General features: G+C 57.0%; 21 protein-coding genes. 10 read left to right on the forward strand and 11 right to left on the reverse strand.

Annotation, left to right across the window (positions count from 1 at the left end; translation table 11 throughout):
• Positions 1–67: 67 nt before the first annotated feature.
• Entirely contained in the window at positions 68–1969 is a 1902-nt protein-coding gene (locus G9Q84_RS00805; RefSeq protein ID WP_032891749.1) for a potassium transporter Kup, read from the reverse strand.
• Between the two features lie 356 nt (positions 1970–2325).
• Between G9Q84_RS00805 and G9Q84_RS00810 the strand changes: the two genes are divergently transcribed.
• The 6 genes from G9Q84_RS00810 to tsaA all read left to right on the forward strand — a co-directional run bounded on the left by G9Q84_RS00810 (position 2326) and on the right by tsaA (position 6826).
• The gene (locus tag G9Q84_RS00810; protein WP_095183977.1) at positions 2326–2703 is read left to right on the forward strand and encodes a c-type cytochrome; all 378 of its coding nucleotides are present in this window, start codon (positions 2326–2328) and stop codon (positions 2701–2703) included.
• Positions 2704–2898: 195 nt separating this feature from the next.
• Positions 2899–4239, forward strand: a complete 1341-nt coding sequence (gene rimO / locus G9Q84_RS00815; protein WP_046384502.1) for a 30S ribosomal protein S12 methylthiotransferase RimO — start codon at positions 2899–2901, stop codon at positions 4237–4239.
• A gap of 103 nt (positions 4240–4342) precedes the next feature.
• The gene (locus G9Q84_RS00820; protein WP_032891753.1) at positions 4343–4816 is read left to right on the forward strand and encodes a GNAT family N-acetyltransferase; all 474 of its coding nucleotides are present in this window, start codon (positions 4343–4345) and stop codon (positions 4814–4816) included.
• Between the two features lie 71 nt (positions 4817–4887).
• Complete coding sequence (locus G9Q84_RS00825) at positions 4888–5598, forward strand: rRNA pseudouridine synthase (RefSeq protein WP_032891755.1); 711 nt, start codon at positions 4888–4890, stop codon at positions 5596–5598.
• Between the two features lie 67 nt (positions 5599–5665).
• Positions 5666–6127, forward strand: a complete 462-nt coding sequence (locus G9Q84_RS00830) for a YehS family protein (protein WP_032891756.1) — start codon at positions 5666–5668, stop codon at positions 6125–6127.
• A 3-nt stretch (positions 6128–6130) separates the two neighbouring features.
• A complete protein-coding gene (gene tsaA / locus G9Q84_RS00835; protein WP_032891757.1) occupies positions 6131–6826 on the forward strand; it encodes a tRNA (N6-threonylcarbamoyladenosine(37)-N6)-methyltransferase TrmO in 696 nt (231 codons plus the stop codon).
• A 150-nt stretch (positions 6827–6976) separates the two neighbouring features.
• Here the strand turns inward: tsaA and fpr are convergent, their stop codons facing one another.
• Positions 6977–7756, reverse strand: a complete 780-nt coding sequence (gene fpr / locus G9Q84_RS00840; protein ID WP_003189055.1) for a ferredoxin-NADP reductase — start codon at positions 7754–7756, stop codon at positions 6977–6979.
• 123 nt (positions 7757–7879) lie between these two features.
• Here fpr and G9Q84_RS00845 point away from each other — a divergent pair, with 123 nt between their 5' ends.
• The gene (locus G9Q84_RS00845; RefSeq protein WP_026013711.1) at positions 7880–8806 is read left to right on the forward strand and encodes a LysR family transcriptional regulator; all 927 of its coding nucleotides are present in this window, start codon (positions 7880–7882) and stop codon (positions 8804–8806) included.
• A gap of 3 nt (positions 8807–8809) precedes the next feature.
• Here the strand turns inward: G9Q84_RS00845 and G9Q84_RS00850 are convergent, their stop codons facing one another.
• The 3 genes from G9Q84_RS00850 to G9Q84_RS00860 form a co-directional block, all read right to left on the reverse strand.
• Entirely contained in the window at positions 8810–9172 is a 363-nt protein-coding gene (locus G9Q84_RS00850) for a diacylglycerol kinase (RefSeq protein WP_032891758.1), read from the reverse strand.
• A gap of 75 nt (positions 9173–9247) precedes the next feature.
• On the reverse strand, positions 9248–9898 hold the full coding sequence (gene erdR / locus G9Q84_RS00855) for a response regulator transcription factor ErdR (RefSeq protein ID WP_032891760.1): 651 nt from the start codon (positions 9896–9898) through the stop codon (positions 9248–9250).
• Between the two features lie 252 nt (positions 9899–10150).
• Positions 10151–10870: a tRNA-uridine aminocarboxypropyltransferase gene (locus G9Q84_RS00860; protein WP_032891762.1), complete on the reverse strand. Its 720-nt coding sequence runs from the start codon at positions 10868–10870 to the stop codon at positions 10151–10153.
• A gap of 179 nt (positions 10871–11049) precedes the next feature.
• Between G9Q84_RS00860 and G9Q84_RS00865 the strand changes: the two genes are divergently transcribed.
• Both G9Q84_RS00865 and G9Q84_RS00870 read left to right on the forward strand, forming a co-directional pair.
• A complete protein-coding gene (locus G9Q84_RS00865) occupies positions 11050–11484 on the forward strand; it encodes a PA3611 family quorum-sensing-regulated virulence factor (RefSeq protein ID WP_032891764.1) in 435 nt (144 codons plus the stop codon).
• 291 nt (positions 11485–11775) lie between these two features.
• Positions 11776–12888, forward strand: a complete 1113-nt coding sequence (locus tag G9Q84_RS00870) for an LOG family protein (protein ID WP_181642747.1) — start codon at positions 11776–11778, stop codon at positions 12886–12888.
• A gap of 210 nt (positions 12889–13098) precedes the next feature.
• On the opposite strand, the gene recX is transcribed toward G9Q84_RS00870, so the two are convergent.
• The 6 genes from recX to G9Q84_RS00900 form a co-directional block, all read right to left on the reverse strand.
• Positions 13099–13566 (reverse strand): recombination regulator RecX, encoded by a 468-nt coding sequence (gene recX, locus G9Q84_RS00875; RefSeq protein WP_181642748.1) that lies wholly within the window; start codon positions 13564–13566, stop codon positions 13099–13101.
• Between the two features lie 8 nt (positions 13567–13574).
• Complete coding sequence (recA, locus tag G9Q84_RS00880; RefSeq protein ID WP_032891767.1) at positions 13575–14633, reverse strand: recombinase RecA; 1059 nt, start codon at positions 14631–14633, stop codon at positions 13575–13577.
• An 84-nt stretch (positions 14634–14717) separates the two neighbouring features.
• Complete coding sequence (locus G9Q84_RS00885) at positions 14718–15218, reverse strand: CinA family protein (RefSeq protein ID WP_032891768.1); 501 nt, start codon at positions 15216–15218, stop codon at positions 14718–14720.
• 188 nt (positions 15219–15406) lie between these two features.
• Positions 15407–15853: a hypothetical protein gene (locus tag G9Q84_RS00890; protein ID WP_242461382.1), complete on the reverse strand. Its 447-nt coding sequence runs from the start codon at positions 15851–15853 to the stop codon at positions 15407–15409.
• A gap of 21 nt (positions 15854–15874) precedes the next feature.
• Positions 15875–16219 (reverse strand): phage holin family protein, encoded by a 345-nt coding sequence (locus G9Q84_RS00895; RefSeq protein WP_032891769.1) that lies wholly within the window; start codon positions 16217–16219, stop codon positions 15875–15877.
• Between the two features lie 594 nt (positions 16220–16813).
• Complete coding sequence (locus tag G9Q84_RS00900; RefSeq protein WP_095184318.1) at positions 16814–17548, reverse strand: LexA family transcriptional regulator; 735 nt, start codon at positions 17546–17548, stop codon at positions 16814–16816.
• A 240-nt stretch (positions 17549–17788) separates the two neighbouring features.
• Between G9Q84_RS00900 and G9Q84_RS00905 the strand changes: the two genes are divergently transcribed.
• Complete coding sequence (locus G9Q84_RS00905) at positions 17789–18703, forward strand: FkbM family methyltransferase (RefSeq protein WP_181642749.1); 915 nt, start codon at positions 17789–17791, stop codon at positions 18701–18703.
• Positions 18704–18772: the final 69 nt, after the last annotated feature.

Genomic DNA, 18772 nt, shown 5'->3' on the forward strand with positions numbered 1-18772 from the left:
AACGATCGATTGCACAGGGTTCAGACGGAAAGCGGGAGCCGATTGCCGGCTCCCGTGCAGCAGATACTTACATCTCGACCTGGGTGCCCAGCTCGATCACCCGGTTTACCGGAAGTTTGAAGAAGCGCAGGTTGCCGTTGGCATTCTTCAACATGAATGCAAACAAGGCTTCGCGCCAGCGCGCCATGCCTTCGATTTTCGAGGCAATCACCGTCTCGCGACTGAGGAAGTAGGTGGTGCGCATTGGGCTGAAATCCAGATCATCCAAGTGGCACAACTTCAGCGCTTCGGGCACATCCGGCTCGTCGGTGAAGCCGAAGTGCAGGATCACGCGGAAGAACCCTTCCCCGTAGGAATCCACCTCGAAACGCCGCGACGCCGGGACGCGCGGGATGTCTTCATAGACCACCGTCAGCAGCACCACTTGCTCGTGCAATACCTGGTTATGCAGCAGGTTGTGCAACAGCGCATGGGGCACGGCATCGGGCCGCGCGGTCAGGAACACCGCCGTGCCCTGAACCCGATGGGGCGGCTGCACGCGAATACTGCTGATAAAGATCGGCAGCGGCAGGCCGCCTTCGTCGAGACGTTCCACCAGTAATTGCTTGCCGCGCTTCCAGGTGGTCATCAACACGAACAGCACGATCCCCGCGATCACCGGGAAGGCGCCGCCCTGGATGATTTTCGGTACGTTGGCCGCGAAATACAGCCCATCCACCAACAGGCAGCAGAGCAGTACCGGCACGGCCAGCACTGGGGGCCATTTCCACAACAGCAACATCACCGCCGAGACGAGGATGGTGGTCATCAACATGGTGCCCGTCACCGCCACACCATAGGCCGAGGCCAGTGCGTTTGAGGACTCGAAGCCCAGCACCAGCAGGATCACGCCGACCATCAGCGACCAGTTCACCGCGCCGATATAGATCTGGCCCTGTTCGGCACTGGAGGTGTGTTGAATGTGCATGCGCGGGATGTAACCCAGTTGGATCGCCTGGCGAGTCAAGGAGAACGCGCCGGAAATCACCGCCTGGGAAGCAATCACCGTCGCCAGGGTCGACAGAACCACCAGCGGGATCAGCGCCCAGCTCGGCGCCAGCAGATAGAACGGGTTGCGCGCGGCTTCAGGATCGCCCAGCAGCATGGCGCCCTGGCCGAAATAGTTGAGCACCAGTGCCGGCAACACCAGGATGAACCAGGCGCGGGCGATGGGCTTGCGGCCGAAATGGCCCATGTCGGCGTACAGCGCTTCGGCGCCCGTCAGTGCCAGCACCACGGCACCCAGGATGGCAACGCCAATGCCTGGATGAGCCTCGAAGAAACGCACGGCCCACATCGGGTTCAATGCCTTGAGCACTTCGGGATGCTGGCTGATGCCATAGATACCCAGCCCGCCCAGCACCAGGAACCAGGTCACCATCACCGGCCCGAACAGCTTGCCGATGCGATCGGTACCGTGTTTCTGGATCAGAAACAGCGCCACCAGCACCACCAACGCAATCGGCACAACCCATTTTTCCAGGCCGTCGAACGCCAGCTCCAGGCCTTCTACTGCTGACAACACCGAAATCGCCGGGGTGATCATGCTGTCACCGTAGAACAGCGCCGCCCCGCACAGGCCACACACGACCAGGAAACTGCGCAGTTTTTTACGTTCCCCCGCTGCCCGACGTGCCAATGCGGTCAGGGCCATGATGCCGCCTTCGCCCTGGTTGTCGGCGCGCAGCACGAACAGCATGTATTTGATCGAAACGACCCAGATCAGCGACCAGAAGATCAGCGCCAGGATCCCCAAGACACCGTCATGGTTGACCTGAACCCCATACCCCCCGGTGAACACCTCTTTGAGGGTGTAGAGCGGACTGGTCCCGATATCGCCGTAAACCACCCCGACCGCCGCCACCAGCATGCCGATCGGCTTGGTGTTTGAATGCTCGGCACTTGCTGCCTGACTACTCGCGTGACCCATCAACCACTCCTGCCCTTTGACCTGAGGTCTCTTATAAACAACGCGCCTAAGCTGACCCTAGCATGCGCTGTTTTACTTCTCGTAACAGACGTTTTATTGACCCAAGGTTTTTACCCGTGCGCAACGGCGCGAAGCATAGCGCAGCGCTCCTCACATTTCCCTGCATAAAGCTGGTCAAGTGAATTGCCCGTGGCTAGCATCGCGCTCTTTTCGATCAGATATGCATACAGCACTGGTCCGCTGCCTGGCCGTGCGCGATCGGCCACATACAGAGGTCGGACGTGCCCTGCCCGTCAGCAACGCCAGACCCTGAACTTGCCCTCGATTCAGATCCAGCTGATACAACAAGGACGTCTATGAGAAGAGTATTTATTGCTTCGCTGGCAGTGTTATCGCTGGCTCAAACATCACTGTCCTTCGCGGATAACCTCAACGGAAAAAATATCTACCTACAGCGATGCGCCATGTGCCACGGAGCGGACATCAAAGGCACGGGACCCTTGGCCAGTAAGAGCAACCCTCCGACACCAAACCTCACCACACCCGCGTTCAAGAAACGACTTAAGGATTATCCGGGCGTAATTGTGTCGTCGATAATACTTCGACCCAATGGAGACCTGATTCCAAAAACCTTGCGAGAGAACGGTGTGAAGCTGCCACCGTTCGCTTGGCGGATTAATGATCTGCGCGATTTGAATCAGTACATGACGGGTGTGATTTCAATGAGTCGGTGAGCTTGAGGTAAGCGTTGGGCACTTATAGAACACGCCGGCCAGCAAAAGAGCACTCGTCGCATTTCCCCGCATAAAGCTGGTCAAGTGCGCTGCCCATCGCTAGAATTGCGCACTTTTTGATCAGAGGCACACCAAGTGCCCGTCCACCGCCTTGTCGTGCCCGACTGGCGGCGTCATTCAATACCGAGGTTAGACATGTCCACCACCATCGCAAAAGCCAACCCCAAGGTTGGCTTTGTTTCCCTGGGTTGCCCGAAGGCTCTGGTCGACTCCGAGCGCATCCTCACGCAACTGCGTATGGAAGGCTATGACGTTGTGTCCACTTACCAGGACGCCGACGTGGTGGTGGTCAACACCTGCGGCTTTATCGACTCGGCCAAGGCAGAGTCCCTGGAAGTGATCGGCGAAGCCATCAAGGAAAACGGCAAGGTCATCGTGACCGGCTGCATGGGTGTGGAAGAAGGCAATATCCGCAACGTGCACCCGAGCGTGCTGGCCGTGACCGGTCCGCAGCAGTACGAGCAGGTGGTCAATGCCGTGCACCAAGTAGTGCCGCCGCGCCAGGATCACAACCCGCTGATCGACCTGGTGCCGCCGCAAGGCATCAAGTTGACCCCGCGCCATTATGCGTACCTGAAGATTTCCGAAGGCTGCAACCACAGCTGCAGCTTCTGCATCATCCCGTCGATGCGGGGCAAGCTGGTCAGCCGCCCGGTCGGTGACGTGCTCGACGAAGCCCAGCGCCTGGTCAAATCCGGCGTGAAAGAGCTGTTGGTGATCTCTCAGGACACCAGCGCCTACGGCGTCGACGTGAAATACCGTACCGGTTTCTGGAACGGCGCGCCGGTGAAAACCCGTATGACCGAACTCTGCGAAGCCCTCAGCAGCCTGGGCGTGTGGGTGCGCCTGCATTACGTTTACCCGTACCCGCACGTAGACGAACTGATCCCGTTGATGGCTGCCGGCAAGATCCTGCCGTACCTGGACATCCCGTTCCAGCACGCCAGCCCGAAAGTCCTGAAGGCGATGAAACGCCCAGCCTTCGAAGACAAGACCCTGGCGCGCATCAAGAACTGGCGCGAGATCTGCCCGGAGCTGATCATCCGCTCCACCTTCATCGTCGGCTTCCCCGGCGAAACCGAAGAAGACTTCCAGTACCTGTTGGACTGGCTGACCGAAGCCCAACTGGATCGCGTCGGCTGCTTCCAGTACTCCCCGGTGGAAGGTGCTCCAGCCAACCTGCTGGACCTGGCCGTGGTGCCAGACGACGTCAAGCAAGACCGTTGGGAGCGTTTCATGGCGCACCAACAGGCGATCAGCTCGGCGCGCCTGCAATTGCGTATCGGCAAGGAAATCGAAGTGCTGATCGACGAAGTCGACGAGCAAGGCGCGGTTGGCCGCTGCTTCTTCGACGCGCCGGAAATCGACGGTAACGTGTTTATCGACGATGCCAGCGGTTTAAAGCCGGGCGACAAGGTCTGGTGCACCGTGACCGACGCCGACGAATACGACCTGTGGGCCGAAAAGCGCGACTAACGCTGTAAAAATTTAAAAAAGCCCTGCTTCTGGACAAGATGCGGGGCTTTTTTACGTCTATCGTTTTGCCCATCAGCACCGATCACAGCAAGGGGCAGCGGGCATGCGTCAGCATTCGATTATCCATACACCTAAAATCAGCGACTACGCGGAGTTGGCGCGGATCTGGGAGGATTCGGTGCGGGCCACTCATGACTTTTTACCCGAGAGTTACATCGTACTGCTCAAGGGGCTGGTGCTGACCCGCTACCTGGACTCGGTGATGCTGATCTGCACCAAAGACTCACGCCAGCGCATCACCGGGTTTGCCGGGGTTGCGGCGGGCAAGGTGGAGATGCTGTTTATCGACCCGCAGCACCGTGGTCAGGGTCTTGGCCGACAGCTGCTGTGGTATGCGATCGAGCACATGAATGCCCAAGCGCTGGACGTCAACGAACAGAACCCACAGGCCCTGGGGTTTTACTTGAAACTCGGGTTCGAGGTGATCGGACGCACGGAGCATGATGGCTTGGGCCAACCTTATCCGTTGCTCCATATGCGTTTGCACCAGCTACAACAGCAGGAGCGTCAGGGCTAAATGAAATGGGGCCGGGATTAACCGCGCCCACACAGGTACAATAGCCGCCCCCTTTTGTTACGGCCCTTGTCATGACTGACCCCATACGCCTCTCCAAACGCCTTATCGAACTGGTCGGTTGCTCCCGTCGGGAGGCTGAGCTGTTTATCGAAGGCGGCTGGGTCTCGGTGGACGGTGAAGTGATCGACGAGCCGCAGTTCAAGGTCACGACCCAGAAAGTCGAACTCGACCCGGACGCCAAGGCGACAGTGCCTGAACCGGTGACCATCCTGCTGCACGCCCCCGCTGGCGTGGATGCCGAGACAGCCATGGCCTCGATCAGCGCCGAAACGCTCTCCGAAGAGCACCGTTTCAGCAAGCGCCCGCTCAAAGGTCACTTCCTGCGCCTGACCGCCAGCGCCGACCTGCAAGCCAAGGCCAGCGGCCTGTTGGTGTTTACCCAGGACTGGAAGATTCTGCGCAAGTTGACCGCCGATGCCACCAAGATCGAGCAGGAATACGTGGTAGAGGTCGAGGGCGACATGGTTGCTCACGGCCTCAACCGCCTCAATCACGGTCTTACCTACAAGGGCAAGGAGCTGCCAGCAGTTAAAGCCAGCTGGCAGAACGAAAACCGCCTGCGTTTCGCGATGAAAAACCCGCAGCCAGGCGTGATCGCGCTGTTCTGTGAAGCCGTTGGCCTGAAGGTCGTGGCGATCCGCCGCATCCGTATCGGCGGCGTGTCCATCGGCAAGGTGCCGGTCGGTCAATGGCGTTACTTGTCCGGCAAAGAGAAGTTCTAAGCCGCTCCCCTTTTCTCGACACCGCCTGATGGGCGGTGTCCTCAGTTGAATACCAGGACTGCCCACCATGATTCACAACGACGTACTGCGCAGCGTGCGCTACATGCTCGACATCAGCGACAACAAGATGGTCGAGATCATCAAGCTCGGCGGCATGGACGTAACCAAGGAAGACCTGCTGACCTACCTCAAGAAAGATGAGGAAGAAGGCTTCGTGTTCTGCCCGGATGAGGTCATGGCGTACTTCCTCGATGGTCTGGTGATCTTCAAGCGTGGCAAGGACGAAAGCCGTCCGCCGCAGCCGATCGAAACCCCGGTGACCAACAACATCATCCTGAAAAAGCTGCGTGTAGCCTTCGAACTGAAGGAAGACGATATGCACGCCATCCTCAAGGCTGCCGAGTTTCCGGTGTCCAAGCCGGAGCTGAGCGCGCTGTTCCGCAAGTTCGGCCACACCAACTACCGTACCTGTGGCGACCAGTTGCTGCGCAACTTCCTCAAGGGCCTGACCCTGCGGGTTCGTGCGTAAGCCATGAGCTATCAGGTCTCACCCGTCGGCTTCGTACGCTCCTGCTTTAAGGAGAAGTTCGCCATTCCGCGCCAACCACAACTGGCGCCAGCGGCCCGAGGCGTGCTGGAACTGGTGGCGCCGTTTGACCAGGGTGAAGCAGTGCAGGGCCTGGAGCAGGTCAGCCACGTGTGGCTGTTGTTCCTGTTTCACCAGGCCCTGGAAGACAAACCACGCCTCAAAGTGCGCCCGCCACGCCTGGGCGGCAACACGTCCATGGGCGTGTTTGCCACCCGTGCGACCCATCGGCCCAATGGCATCGGCCAGTCGGTGGTGAAGCTGGACAAGGTGGAACCGGGCCGACTGTGGATTTCCGGGATTGATTTGCTCGATGGCACGCCGGTGTTGGATATCAAGCCGTATGTGCCATATGCCGATAGTGTCGCGGACGCCACCAATGGCATCGCCAGTGATGCGCCGAACCTGATTGGCGTGCAATGGCTGAAGACCGCCCTGCTGCAAGCACAAGACCACGCTCAACGCCTGGGAGAGCCTCTGGTGGAGTTGATTGATCAGTGCTTGGCGCAGGATCCACGACCGGCGTACCAAAAGCCTGGGCCTGAGCGCGAATATGGCGCGCAGTTCTGGGACGTGGATGTGCGCTGGCACTATCCCGAGGCGGGGATGATTTGTGTGCTGGAAGTACTCCCAGCCAACTGAATAAACCGGAAGCAAAATGTGAGAGGGGGCTTGCCCCCGATAGCGGTGTGTCAGTCAGAGATGTATCAACTGACACTCGCTCATCGGGGGCAAGCCCCCTCCCACATTTGGATCTTCTTTGTTGCTTGGTCAGCACATGGGCTGACGGGATTACTTCTCGACGAACGCACGCTCGATCAAGTAATCACCCGGCTCACGCATGCGCGGAGAAACTTTCAGGCCGAAGCTGTTCAACACTTCGCTGGTTTCATCCAACATGCTCGGGCTGCCGCACAGCATGGCGCGGTCATCCTCGGGGTTGATCGGCGGCAGACCGATGTCGCTGAACAGCTTGCCGCTGCGCATCAGATCGGTCAGGCGGCCTTCGTTTTCGAATGGCTCGCGGGTCACGGTAGGGTAGTAGATCAACTTGTCACGCAGGGCCTCGCCGAAGAATTCGTTCTGCGGCAGGTGCTCGGTGATGAACTCGCGGTAGGCGACTTCGTTGACGTAACGCACGCCGTGGCACAGGATCACTTTTTCGAAACGCTCGTAGGTTTCCGGGTCCTGGATCACGCTCATGAACGGAGCAAGGCCAGTACCGGTGCTGAGCAGGTACAGGTGTTTGCCTGGCTTCAAATCGTCAAGCACCAAGGTACCTGTCGGTTTTTTGCTGATGATGATCTCGTCGCCTTCCTTCAAGTGCTGCAATTGGGAAGTCAGCGGGCCATCCGGCACCTTGATGCTGAAGAACTCCAGATGCTCTTCCCAGTTCGGGCTGGCGATGGAGTAAGCGCGCATGAGCGGGCGGCCGTTGGGCTGTTGCAGGCCGATCATCACGAACTGACCGTTCTCGAAGCGCAGGCCCGGATCGCGGGTGCACTTGAAGCTGAACAGAGTGTCGTTCCAGTGATGAACACTGAGGACACGCTCGTGGTTCATGTTGCTCATGTACGGGTAACTCCTGGAAATGGGTCTGCGCCAAATGTAGCTGCGCAATTGCACAGCATTCTAATGGCGGCGACAATATCTGTTAACTGGATTATTAAGATAAGGGTTATCGGTTATATAGATATGCGATTTACTCTCCGTCAACTGCAAGTCTTCGTCGCCGTCGCCCAGCAGGAAAGCGTCTCGCGCGCTGCTGGCCTTCTGGCCTTATCTCAATCGGCAGCCAGCACCTCGATTACGGAGCTGGAGCGTCAATCCAGCTGCCAATTATTCGACCGCGCCGGTAAACGCCTGAGCCTCAACGCCCTGGGCCATCAGCTTCTGCCCCAGGCAGTAGCGCTGCTGGACCAAGCCAAGGAGATCGAAGACCTGCTCAACGGCAAGTCCGGCTTCGGCTCTCTGGCCGTCGGCGCGACCCTGACCATCGGTAATTACCTGGCCACCCTGCTGATCGGCAGCTTCATGCAGCAGCACCCCGAGAGCCAGGTAAAGCTGCATGTGCAGAACACTGCCAATATCGTGCATCAGGTTGCGCACTACGAAATTGACCTGGGTCTAATCGAAGGCGACTGCAGCCACCCCGATATCGAGGTGCAAACCTGGGTGGAGGATGAGCTGGTGGTGTTTTGTGCGCCTCAGCATCACCTAGCCAAGCGCGGAGTGGCCACCATGGAGGAGCTGACCCACGAGGCGTGGATTCTGCGCGAACAGGGCTCAGGCACACGCCTGACCTTCGACCAGGCCATGCGTCATCACCGCAGCGCGCTGAACATCCGCTTGGAGCTTGAGCACACCGAGGCAATCAAGCGCGCCGTGGAGTCGGGATTGGGAATTGGCTGCATCTCGCGCTTGGCACTGCGCGACGCGTTCCGCCGTGGCAGCCTGGTGCCGGTTGAAACCCCTGACCTGGACCTTGCGCGGCAGTTTTACTTCATCTGGCATAAACAAAAATACCAGACCTCGGCGATGCGCGAGTTTCTGGAGCTGTGCCGCGCATTCACCGCTGGGGTTCAGCGCAGCGACGAGATCGTGCTGCCGAACATCGCTTGATCGTTAGATCAGGATCACGGCCCACACCAGGGTAATCATGGTCAGTGCCACAAATTGCGCGGCGCTGCCCATGTCCTTGGCGTTTTTCGACAGTGGATGGCGGTCCAGGGAAATGCGGTCGATGGCTGCTTCTACGGCCGAGTTGAGCAATTCGACGATCAAGGCCAGCAGGCACACTGCAATCAGCAGCGCCCGTTCGACACGACTGACGTTCAGGAAAAAGCTTAGCGGGACAAGGATGACATTCAGCAACACCAACTGCCGGAACGCGGCCTCGCCAGTGAACGCTGCGCGCAGGCCATCCAGGGAATATCCCCCAGCATTGAAGATACGTTTGATACCGGTTTGACCCTTGAAAGGCGACATAGACGTAGGCAACTGAACCAAAGAAGTGGGGAAACTAGATCACGCAAAGTCAAAAAAGCGTGAATCGATAACAGCTCAATGCTGCGAAATTGACTCAAGTTGTTGCAAGAGCAGCGCCGCCTGGGTCCGCGTGCGCACCCCCAACTTCCGGAAGATCGCGGTCACATGGGCCTTGATGGTCGCTTCCGACACGCTCAGCTCATAGGCAATCTGCTTGTTCAACAGGCCTTCACAGACCATGGTCAACACTCGGAACTGCTGGGGCGTAAGACTCGCCAAGCCATCACGGGCAGCCTTGGCTTCGTCAGACACGTTAATTTCTTCAAACGCTTGCGGCGGCCAGGACACATCACCGTCCAGCACCTTACGTACGGCGCTCTGGATATCTTCCATGGCGCTGGACTTGGGGATAAAGCCACTGGCGCCAAACTCCTTGGAGCGAACCACCACGTCAGCGTCTTCCTGCGCCGAGACCATCACCACGGGAATTTGCGGGTATTGCCCACGCAGCAGCACCAGCCCCGAGAAACCGTAGGCGCCAGGCATGTTCAGGTCGAGCAGCACCAAGTCCCAGTCGGATTTTTCGGTGAGGCGGACTTCCAGTTCGGCAATGCTGGCCACTTCAACCAGACGCACATCCGGGCCAAGGCCCAGCGTTACGGCCTGATGCAGCGCACTGCGAAACAGCGGGTGGTCATCGGCTATCAGGATTTCGTATGTGGCCATTGATTAAATGATCCTGTTTTTTATGGCTGCCTTGATGGGTTCAAGGTTCGCCAGTACACAAGGCAACGGCCAGGCAGCCATCGCCACAGGGCACGTTCAACGTCAAAAGCACGTGATACGACGTCGAAAATTCACGGTTGCGCCCCAATCGGCGCCCAGCATGCCCAGCGTAGCCTAGGGGGTCAAGCACTACGCCCGAGGGCATTTTAGCGGGGTGCAGGCTTACAGTGCCATCATGCCAACGTCGCCTGGCTATACCGCGGGTATATAGGGCGCAAGACGGGTATGGACGGCATCGGTCGCATCCAAAGGCATCTGGAACTTGGCGGCCAGGTAATGGGTGCTGAACACATCGAGGTAGGCATCCAGCACTTCGCTGGCAACCCCATCGCCAGCCAACTCCAGGCAGAGCGCTGCGACTTCGGCGGTACAGAAATGATCATCACGTTTGGAGCGGCGCAGTTTGTAGCGTGAGAGCTGCTCGGGCGCCAGGCTCAGAACGGGTAAGTGCTCCAGATACGGGCTTTTGCGGAACATCTTGCGCGCCTCACTCCAGGTGCCATCGAGCAGGATGAACAATGGACGCTTGCCCTGCGTCACGATGACTTCGTTGACCACCCGTTCCGGCGCCACAAATTCACCGGGAAATACAATATACGGCTGCCATTGCGGGTCAGCGAGCAGGGTGAGCAAATCCGGCTCGACTTCGGTGCGAGCCCAAGCGAAGGCAGTGGTGTCGTCGATGACGTCGGCGATCAGCCAGCCGGTGTTACTGGGTTTCATCGGTTCAACATCGTGCATCAGCAGGCACATCGCGGACCGGGCCTCGACTTTCGGGCGCCAGGCACAGAGACAGTACTCGGGAATCACCCGGCAGCCAGGGCAGCGTTCGGCACGGGAGCCTCGGTTGACGAAGGGCTTAATGGCGCGCGCCAGACGCTGGGTACGCAGACGGGAAACGGCATGGCTCATCGGATGCGCCGCAGGAACGGGTAAATCGACACGGATAGAACTCGTGAAAGGCTGAGATGGCCGCAGTTTACCAGCGATACGCCTGGCTGTAGTGGCAAGGGGTCACCTATAATTGCGCGCCACTGAACGCACAGCGCAGTGGCTGGTCTATGCACCAGTAACCGAATCAGGAGAGTTTCATGCTGCGTTCCATGCTGCGCCTTGTCGTCCCATCCATCGCACTTGCGCTGGTATTGCCTGTGGGCGCACATGCGGCCTCGCTGCTGGAGGCCCAGATGAACAGGAAACTGCAAAGCGTCGCGGCAGAAAGCAACAAGGATCTGCCCCGGGAAATCGATGAAAAAACCCTGGAAGTGGCCTACACCGTTGAAGGCATGCAGTTGATCGATCACCTGAGCGTCATGTCCGACCGTGCCGAGCAAATGCGCGCCAACCCCAAGGCTGTGTATTTCCAACTGGGGCAAAGCGTGTGCCTGAACAAAGGCTACCGCGAGCTGATGGCCAAAGGCGCCGTGATGCGCTATGAAATCACCGAAAACAAAACCAACCGCCCTGTGGCTTCGGTAAAGTTCGTGGAAACGGATTGCCCGGCTCCGGCGAAGAAGAAGAAGTAATTCAACCTGACCTTCGCGCGCTGCTATTCAGTGGCGCGCACTCCCCCGCTGCAACGCCCCTCAGACGGCTAGACTCACTGTTGAGCAACCAATAAGCGGTTGCCAGCCAAGGGTTTTTCGGCCCATGATCAAGCCATCCCGACCGCTCGCTCACAGCATTTCTGATGCTGTTCTGTAACATTTTCAGGGCAAAAGAAGGTTGCCTCCTGCGGCAAGCAGCGACACATGCAGTGTCGTAGCCTCCGGCGAACATCTCGTCGGTTACCCGGCCCTGCAAGAAGGAGAAGTTGAATGCCTTACGAACCGAATGACAGCCTGCTCCAGCATTTTGAAAAAAATGGGGCCGACCTCACGCAGCAGGTCGAAGCCCAACTCCAACTGATCGCCCCCGACAGCCCGAATATCCCTCTGTATCGCGACATGATCCTCACCGTGCTGCGCATGGCACAGGATGACCGCAATCGCTGGAATGCCAAGATCACCTTGCAAGCCATACGTGAACTGGACAACGCCTTCCGTGTGCTCGAACAGTTCAAGGGCCGACGCAAGGTCACCGTATTTGGCTCGGCACGTACCCCTGTGGAAAGCCCCCTGTATGCATTAGCCCGGGAAGTAGGCGCAGCACTGGCGCGCTCGGACTTGATGGTGATTACCGGTGGAGGTGGCGGCATCATGGCCGCGGCACACGAAGGCGCCGGCCTGGAGCACAGCCTGGGGTTCAATATCACCTTACCGTTCGAACAGCACGCCAACCCGACCATTGATGGGACCGAGAACCTGTTGTCCTTTCACTTCTTTTTTACCCGCAAACTGTTCTTCGTCAAGGAAGCCGATGGACTGGTGCTATGCCCAGGCGGCTTCGGCACCCTCGATGAAGCACTGGAAGTGCTGACACTGATCCAGACCGGCAAGAGCCCACTGGTACCGGTGGTGTTACTGGATGCACCCGGTGGAGGATTTTGGCAAGGCGCCCTGGATTTTATCCGCAGCCAGTTGGAAGCCAATCGCTATATCTTGCCTACCGACCTCAAGCTGGTGCGGCTGGTGTACAGCGCTGAAGAAGCAGTGGAGGAGATCAATCAGTTTTATGCCAATTTCCATTCCACGCGCTGGTTAAAGCGCGAGTTTGTGGTGCGTATGAATCACCCGCTCAGTGATCGGGCGCTGGCCCACTTGCAAAGTGAGTTTGCCAGCCTGCGGCTAAGCGGCGAGTTTCAGCAACTCGCGTATACCGGTGAGGAGCATGATGAAGCGAGGTTCAGCCATTTGACGCGACTGGTGTTCAACTTTAATGGACGAGACCAAGGCAGACTGCGGGAGTTGGTGGATTACATCAATTTGCCGGAGAACTGGGCGCAGGCTCAGGGGAAGACGCAGCAGCGAGTGGCGCCAGAGCCGGCTTGATTTTTTAGAGCAAAAAAAGGCCCACTATTTTCATAGTGAGCCTTTTTTGGTGGTGTTTCAGTGGAAATGGGAGGCGAGCGATTGCGGTGATTGGGGCTGATGCGCAGCCCAGCGCTGGGCAAGCCCGCTCACCACAACATGCTTGCTCTACACAAAAAACCTGCTCACCAATACAAAACCGCAAAAATGACAAGCACGCTCAACACAGTTTCAGCCGTCCAGATCTCGACCGCTGAACAAACGGTTGATCATTTCCATCGAAAACCCGCGGTAACTCAAGAAGCGGCCTTGCTTCGCACGCTCCCGGGCATCAATAGGCAGATGGCCGGAGAACTTGCGACGCCAAGTATCTTCCAACTGCGACTGCCAACTAATCCCGCACTCACGCAACGCAAGGTCGATATCGGTACGCTGCAGGCCACGCTGGCTCAGCTCTTCGCGAATACGCGCAGGGCCATAGCCGGAACGGGCTCGGTAGGAGACAAAACTTTCGAGGTAACGGGATTCCGACAGCAGCCCTTCTTCCGTCAAACGGTCAAGGGCCGTGTCGATCATCTCAGGGTCTGCGCCGCGCTGACGCAGTTTGCGCGTCAGCTCGACTCGACCATGCTCGCGTCGAGCGAGCAGGTCCATAGCAGTGCGCCGAACGGCGACGAGTGTATCCAGCACAACAGTCATCGTTTGCTTCAGACGTCAGTGTCGGCTTCTTCCACTTCTGCAACCGGCTCGCGGTTGGCAGCAGCTTTCACGTCGGGAGCTGCAGTCAGCAACTTGTCGCGGATCTGCTTCTCAAGTGTGGCGGCGATATCCGGGTTATCTGCCAGGAACTTGGCCGAGTTAGCCTTGCCTTGACCAATCTTGCTGCCGTTGTAGGCATACCATGCACCGGACTTCTCGACGAAACCGTGCAGCACGCCCAGGTCGATCATTTCGCCGTTCAGGTAAATACCCTTACCGTACAAAATCTGGAATTCAGCCTGACGGAAAGGCGGGGCCACTTTGTTCTTAACGACTTTAACGCGGGTTTCGCTACCGACAACCTCGTCGCCTTCCTTCACCGCACCAGTACGGCGGATGTCCAGACGGACCGAAGCGTAGAACTTCAACGCGTTACCACCGGTGGTGGTTTCCGGGCTACCGAACATCACGCCGATCTTCATACGGATCTGGTTGATGAAGATCACCAGGCAGTTGGCGTTCTTGATGTTACCGGTGATTTTACGCAGCGCCTGAGACATCAGACGGGCTTGCAAGCCCACGTGCATATCACCCATTTCGCCTTCGATTTCAGCCTTGGGAACCAAAGCAGCCACGGAGTCGACCACGATCACGTCGATGGCGTTGGAGCGCACCAGCATGTCGGTGATTTCCAGGGCTTGCTCACCGGTGTCCGGCTGAGATACCAGCAGGTCATCAACATTGACACCCAACTTGCCGGCGTATTCAGGGTCCAGGGCGTGCTCGGCGTCGACGAACGCGCAGGTGGCGCCCATTTTTTGCGCTTGAGCAATCACCGACAGGGTCAGGGTAGTTTTACCGGAAGATTCAGGACCGTAGATTTCAACGATACGGCCTTTTGGCAGGCCGCCAATGCCGAGTGCGATGTCCAGACCCAGAGAGCCAGTGGAGATAGCCGGGATCGCCTGACGGTCGTGATCGCCCATACGCATTACGGCACCCTTGCCGAATTGACGTTCGATCTGACCCAGGGCCGCAGCCAAGGCTTTCTTCTTGTTGTCGTCCATTAAAGTCCTCACGTAATCAATAAGGCCGGGGCGGCCAACACCTGTATAAGTAGACAGTATTGTTCCACAAAGATTGGAGATCGCCTACCCCTGATTTTCTATTTCTGCTGCAGCTCGTCGCAACAAGCCCTCAAGCGCGGCCTTTACCGTTTGTCGGCGGACCTCATCGCGGTTGCCCGGGAAGTGCGCGAGCTCGGCCGTGACCTCATCACCCACACCAAAGGCCAGCCAGACAGTGCCTACCGGTTTGTCCGGCGAACCGCCGTCAGGCCCCGCCACGCCGCTGACTGCCACAGCGAATCGCGACAGGCTTTTTTCCTGCGCACCGCGCACCATGGCCTCCACCACTTCCTGGCTGACGGCGCCCACTTTCGGAAACAATGTTTCCGGCACATTCAACTGCCGGGTCTTCTGACGATTAGAGTAAGTGACGTATCCGGCCTCGAACCACGCCGAACTCCCGGGGATCCGCGTAATAGCTTCCGCAATCCCGCCACCGGTGCAGGACTCCGCCGTGGTGACGTGAGCATTGAGCACCTGTAAACGGCGACCCAGTTCGGCGGCCAATTGAGTGATTTCCTTCACGGTCGTCTCCAGAAGTTAGCGGGCATTGGCCTACCCTACAGGAGCAAATACCCCGTGCAAGCGACAGACTGAATCGAGAGACTAGCGGGCGACGGCGCGCATACTTGAAACGGGCAAAGAAATGCCTGCTCCAAGGCGGGCTCCCGGCACGATTTGAGCGGGTTGGGGCAGCGTGATCACCATCAGTTTCATCCTGAAAAAGACGCGATGTCGACACCAGGGCCGAGGTAGAGGGTTTGAGTGAAGGATACGGTCCAACTGATGTAGTCCGTTTCGGCACCACTGAGTGGGGACGGCGCGGCGACGATCGACGTAGGCAAGTCGCACTGATCAGGCGCAAAGCCCCAGCGGTTATCCAAGGCCAGATCCATCAGTTGGCTGGCCAAATCACAGGCGTCAAAGGGCGACGACACGCTCGCAACCGTGGCCCTGAGTGAGACCGACAAGGCCTGTGCCTTGCGCCCCTCAAGAGAACGCTCACCGGGGCCATTACGTTCCACGCTGATCAACACGCGCGCCCTATTCTCGGCATCGGTCAAGGTATGGCGATTGCCTACACGCAACCGTGGAAAGGCGCCCTTCAGCGCGTCCCCGATCGCCACAGGCAGTTGAGGCGTATTTTTGAGAAGTGTCATTACATTGCGTCCTTGCAACAGTTAATGCTGATCAGGCCCAGAGGGCGGCACTTCGTTGACCCCGATGCGCTTTGCCGCCCAACGTTCATAAAGCCCGATTGCCACGTCAGCCCCCGCCATGGCGGTAAGGCAACCAATGGCGCCGGCGGTCCAGATCGACATGCCGGCGGCGTAGCACAGCATCAGTGCCGAAACCCCGCAGACCATGCACGCGCCGGACCGCAGCGCCAGGCGCCGCATCAGGGACCAACCGCGGGCGCCCTCCTTATCGGCACGCCACATTTCGCCGGATACACCTCCGATCAGGGCCAGTACGATCACCAGCCAGATAGGCATTTCCGCCAACACTTGCAGCTCGTTTGTCATTTCACGCCTCCTGGCTGATCAATGCCGGCAACGTGCCGGCGTTCGGGTAACTCCATGTGTCGGTAGGCATTCCAAAAAGCCCGATTGCCCAGGCTTTTCAGTAATAACCTCCTCAACCCTTCGGCGCTGCTTGCGCGGTACGGATTTTTCCTCGATGTTTTTCCGACCATGATCCATGTCTGCGGGAGAACTGCTTCGGGCTTTACGCTGCACACCCGGACCAGTTGCCAACTCTCTGAACCTTTAAGGCCGGCCTATCTCTGCTTGTCTTGTTGAAGCGATGTCACTAAAAAGCGTCGGCGTCCTTGCCGGTGTTGCCTGGCATCCCTGCCATCGCTTTTGTGGCGTCCTTGCCAATATTGCATGCCTTCCTTGTCTTCCTTAGCAGCATCCTTGCCGCCTCCACCAGACCTCGTTGGCTGGCTTGAGATGAAGAGTATGACTGGATGGATATCCAGTCAATGCATTAATGCATTTATTTTCAAAGTATGAATGCGCTAATGCATTTATAGCCCCGTGGGCAAAGGGCTTGACGACTTTTGGCAAACGGAAAAAAAACCCGCACATCGGCGGGTTTTGTCTTACTTAAGGGAGTTAACGAGCGTACATGCCCCACCAGAACACGTGGCCAAGGATTCTGATCTGCTCATCCTGGATATCCTGGAAACTGTAGTCCTCATCAGGATGCTCATCACGATTAAAGCTGCGCAGACGAATCCCGGAAGGCAAGCGGTAGAGCTGTTTAACCCGCAGTTGCCCGTTGTGATTGATGGCATACAGGTCGCCATCCACGATATCGCCAATGCCACTCTTACCGGCATTCACCCCGACCGTCGCGCCATCGCGCAATACCGGCAACATACTGTTGCCACGCACCGTTACGCATTTGGCCTGGTCGAACTGCACGCCGTTATGCCGCAAGCTGCGCTTTCCAAAACGCAGGCTTGCTTTCTCGCTTTCCTCGATGACGAATCTTCCTGATCCAGCGGCCAATTCAACCTCGCGCAGAAAGGGGATCGACACCTCGTCCTCATTAACGGGGGTGTCGTCGTCCCAAAGGCTAATGTCCTTGAGTTCCGAATGCATTGGATCTCGCTCGTCATCTCGCGAAACGCCCACCGCCACGCGCCCGCGCAGCTGGTCGGTGCTGATGCGGAAGTATTCGGCAATACGGGAAATGTGCTTGTCCGACGGGTCAGCGATCTTGCCGCTGAGGATCCGGGACAACGTGGATTGAGGCACACCGGTGCGCCGGTGAAGCTCCGTGGGAGAGATCCGGTCGCGGTCCAGCAGCTCTCTTAAAACGATAGAAACATTGCGTTTTTGCATGACGCGGATAGTGACGGGAGACTTGGAGAATGGCAAATGCTTAATCGCATAAATGATGCATTTTTATGCATTTGACACCCTTTTTACCGCCTAAACGGACTCATCCCAGTGGCGAGACTCCCGTCATCATCGTTCCGCCCTCGAAAGCGGATTCCCTTAGGCTATTTCTAAACGTAAGATCCTTGATACCAAGTCGTGCATAACAGATACAAAAGGAAGAATCTGTCAATGGATACCTAAATGCACGCTAGGAAAATAAAAACTACTCAAGGAAATTTAAGTTTGATCTCAAAATTAACATCAAGAATCATCAGAAAACTTCGAAAATACTCAAAGTTACCTATAAGCTATAAATACAGAAGCTTTTCAATAAACTTGCCGGCACACCACCTGTTACCTGACTTTCAAAAACAACACCCAAAATATGATAGGTTCTTGCCACACTTAACACGCTATATCAATGACTCGGAAACCATCATAGATATAGGTGCCAATATCGGAGATTCATTAGCAGGCATGGCTGAACAGAACACCACTGCTAATTATATCTGCATTGAAGCTGATGATTCTTTTTACAGGCACTTAGAAGATAATGTCAAAAGAATAAAAACTTCAATAAACCACTTAAAAGTCACTACAATAAAAGCCCTGGTAGGAAAAAACATCTCCAACGTCTCACTTGACGGACAAAACGGGACAAAACACGCGATATTACAAAATGAGGGCGGCCTAAAATCGTCGCCACTGGATGAGCTGATCCCCAATGAATCCAACATACGCATCTTGAAAAGTGACGTTGACGGGTTCGATTACGATGTACTTGATTCTTCCATGGTAGTTATAAAAAAACACAACCCAATTCTTTTCTTTGAATGCCAATACGATCACGAATACCAAAAAGCAGGCTATTTAAAAACGCTCAGCGCGCTTCAGCACGCAGGCTATTGTGATTGGGTGATTTTTGACAACTTTGGCGAAATCGTCATTCGCACAGGCGAGATGAGCATTATCGTCCAGCTCATAAACTACATCTGGCAGCAAAACACTGGACGCTCTACACGAACAATTTACTACTACGACATTTTGGCAGTCCACAAAGAGGACTCTTCGCTCATAAACAAGGTTCTTGAAGAATACACTTCCCCTTTAACCTGACCATTTGTAGATATCCCCAAGCATGAGCGCCTACAATCCAACTCCGGCTGTCTGCGACTATAGATGCCA

Origin of the sequence: Pseudomonas sivasensis (assembly GCF_013778505.1) — a bacterium.
GTDB classification, from domain to species: Bacteria; Pseudomonadota; Gammaproteobacteria; order Pseudomonadales; family Pseudomonadaceae; genus Aquipseudomonas; species Aquipseudomonas sivasensis.

Excerpts from the sequence above, each read along its gene's own strand:
- rimO (WP_046384502.1), top strand. The coding sequence starts at position 2,899 with ATGTCCACCACCATCGCAAAAGCCAACCCCAAGGTTGGCTTTGTTTCC.
- recA (WP_032891767.1), bottom strand. The coding sequence starts at position 14,633 with ATGGACGACAACAAGAAGAAAGCCTTGGCTGCGGCCCTGGGTCAGATC.
- tsaA (WP_032891757.1), top strand. The coding sequence starts at position 6,131 with ATGAGCTATCAGGTCTCACCCGTCGGCTTCGTACGCTCCTGCTTTAAG.
- erdR (WP_032891760.1), bottom strand. The coding sequence starts at position 9,898 with ATGGCCACATACGAAATCCTGATAGCCGATGACCACCCGCTGTTTCGC.
- G9Q84_RS00890 (WP_242461382.1), bottom strand. The coding sequence starts at position 15,853 with ATGACACTTCTCAAAAATACGCCTCAACTGCCTGTGGCGATCGGGGAC.
- G9Q84_RS00845 (WP_026013711.1), top strand. The coding sequence starts at position 7,880 with ATGCGATTTACTCTCCGTCAACTGCAAGTCTTCGTCGCCGTCGCCCAG.
- G9Q84_RS00895 (WP_032891769.1), bottom strand. The coding sequence starts at position 16,219 with ATGACAAACGAGCTGCAAGTGTTGGCGGAAATGCCTATCTGGCTGGTG.
- G9Q84_RS00810 (WP_095183977.1), top strand. The coding sequence starts at position 2,326 with ATGAGAAGAGTATTTATTGCTTCGCTGGCAGTGTTATCGCTGGCTCAA.
- G9Q84_RS00820 (WP_032891753.1), top strand. The coding sequence starts at position 4,343 with ATGCGTCAGCATTCGATTATCCATACACCTAAAATCAGCGACTACGCG.
- G9Q84_RS00850 (WP_032891758.1), bottom strand. The coding sequence starts at position 9,172 with ATGTCGCCTTTCAAGGGTCAAACCGGTATCAAACGTATCTTCAATGCT.
- G9Q84_RS00905 (WP_181642749.1), top strand. The coding sequence starts at position 17,789 with ATGCACGCTAGGAAAATAAAAACTACTCAAGGAAATTTAAGTTTGATC.
- G9Q84_RS00860 (WP_032891762.1), bottom strand. The coding sequence starts at position 10,870 with ATGAGCCATGCCGTTTCCCGTCTGCGTACCCAGCGTCTGGCGCGCGCC.
- G9Q84_RS00900 (WP_095184318.1), bottom strand. The coding sequence starts at position 17,548 with ATGCAAAAACGCAATGTTTCTATCGTTTTAAGAGAGCTGCTGGACCGC.
- G9Q84_RS00865 (WP_032891764.1), top strand. The coding sequence starts at position 11,050 with ATGCTGCGTTCCATGCTGCGCCTTGTCGTCCCATCCATCGCACTTGCG.
- G9Q84_RS00805 (WP_032891749.1), bottom strand. The coding sequence starts at position 1,969 with ATGGGTCACGCGAGTAGTCAGGCAGCAAGTGCCGAGCATTCAAACACC.
- G9Q84_RS00825 (WP_032891755.1), top strand. The coding sequence starts at position 4,888 with ATGACTGACCCCATACGCCTCTCCAAACGCCTTATCGAACTGGTCGGT.
- recX (WP_181642748.1), bottom strand. The coding sequence starts at position 13,566 with ATGACTGTTGTGCTGGATACACTCGTCGCCGTTCGGCGCACTGCTATG.
- G9Q84_RS00870 (WP_181642747.1), top strand. The coding sequence starts at position 11,776 with ATGCCTTACGAACCGAATGACAGCCTGCTCCAGCATTTTGAAAAAAAT.
- G9Q84_RS00830 (WP_032891756.1), top strand. The coding sequence starts at position 5,666 with ATGATTCACAACGACGTACTGCGCAGCGTGCGCTACATGCTCGACATC.
- fpr (WP_003189055.1), bottom strand. The coding sequence starts at position 7,756 with ATGAGCAACATGAACCACGAGCGTGTCCTCAGTGTTCATCACTGGAAC.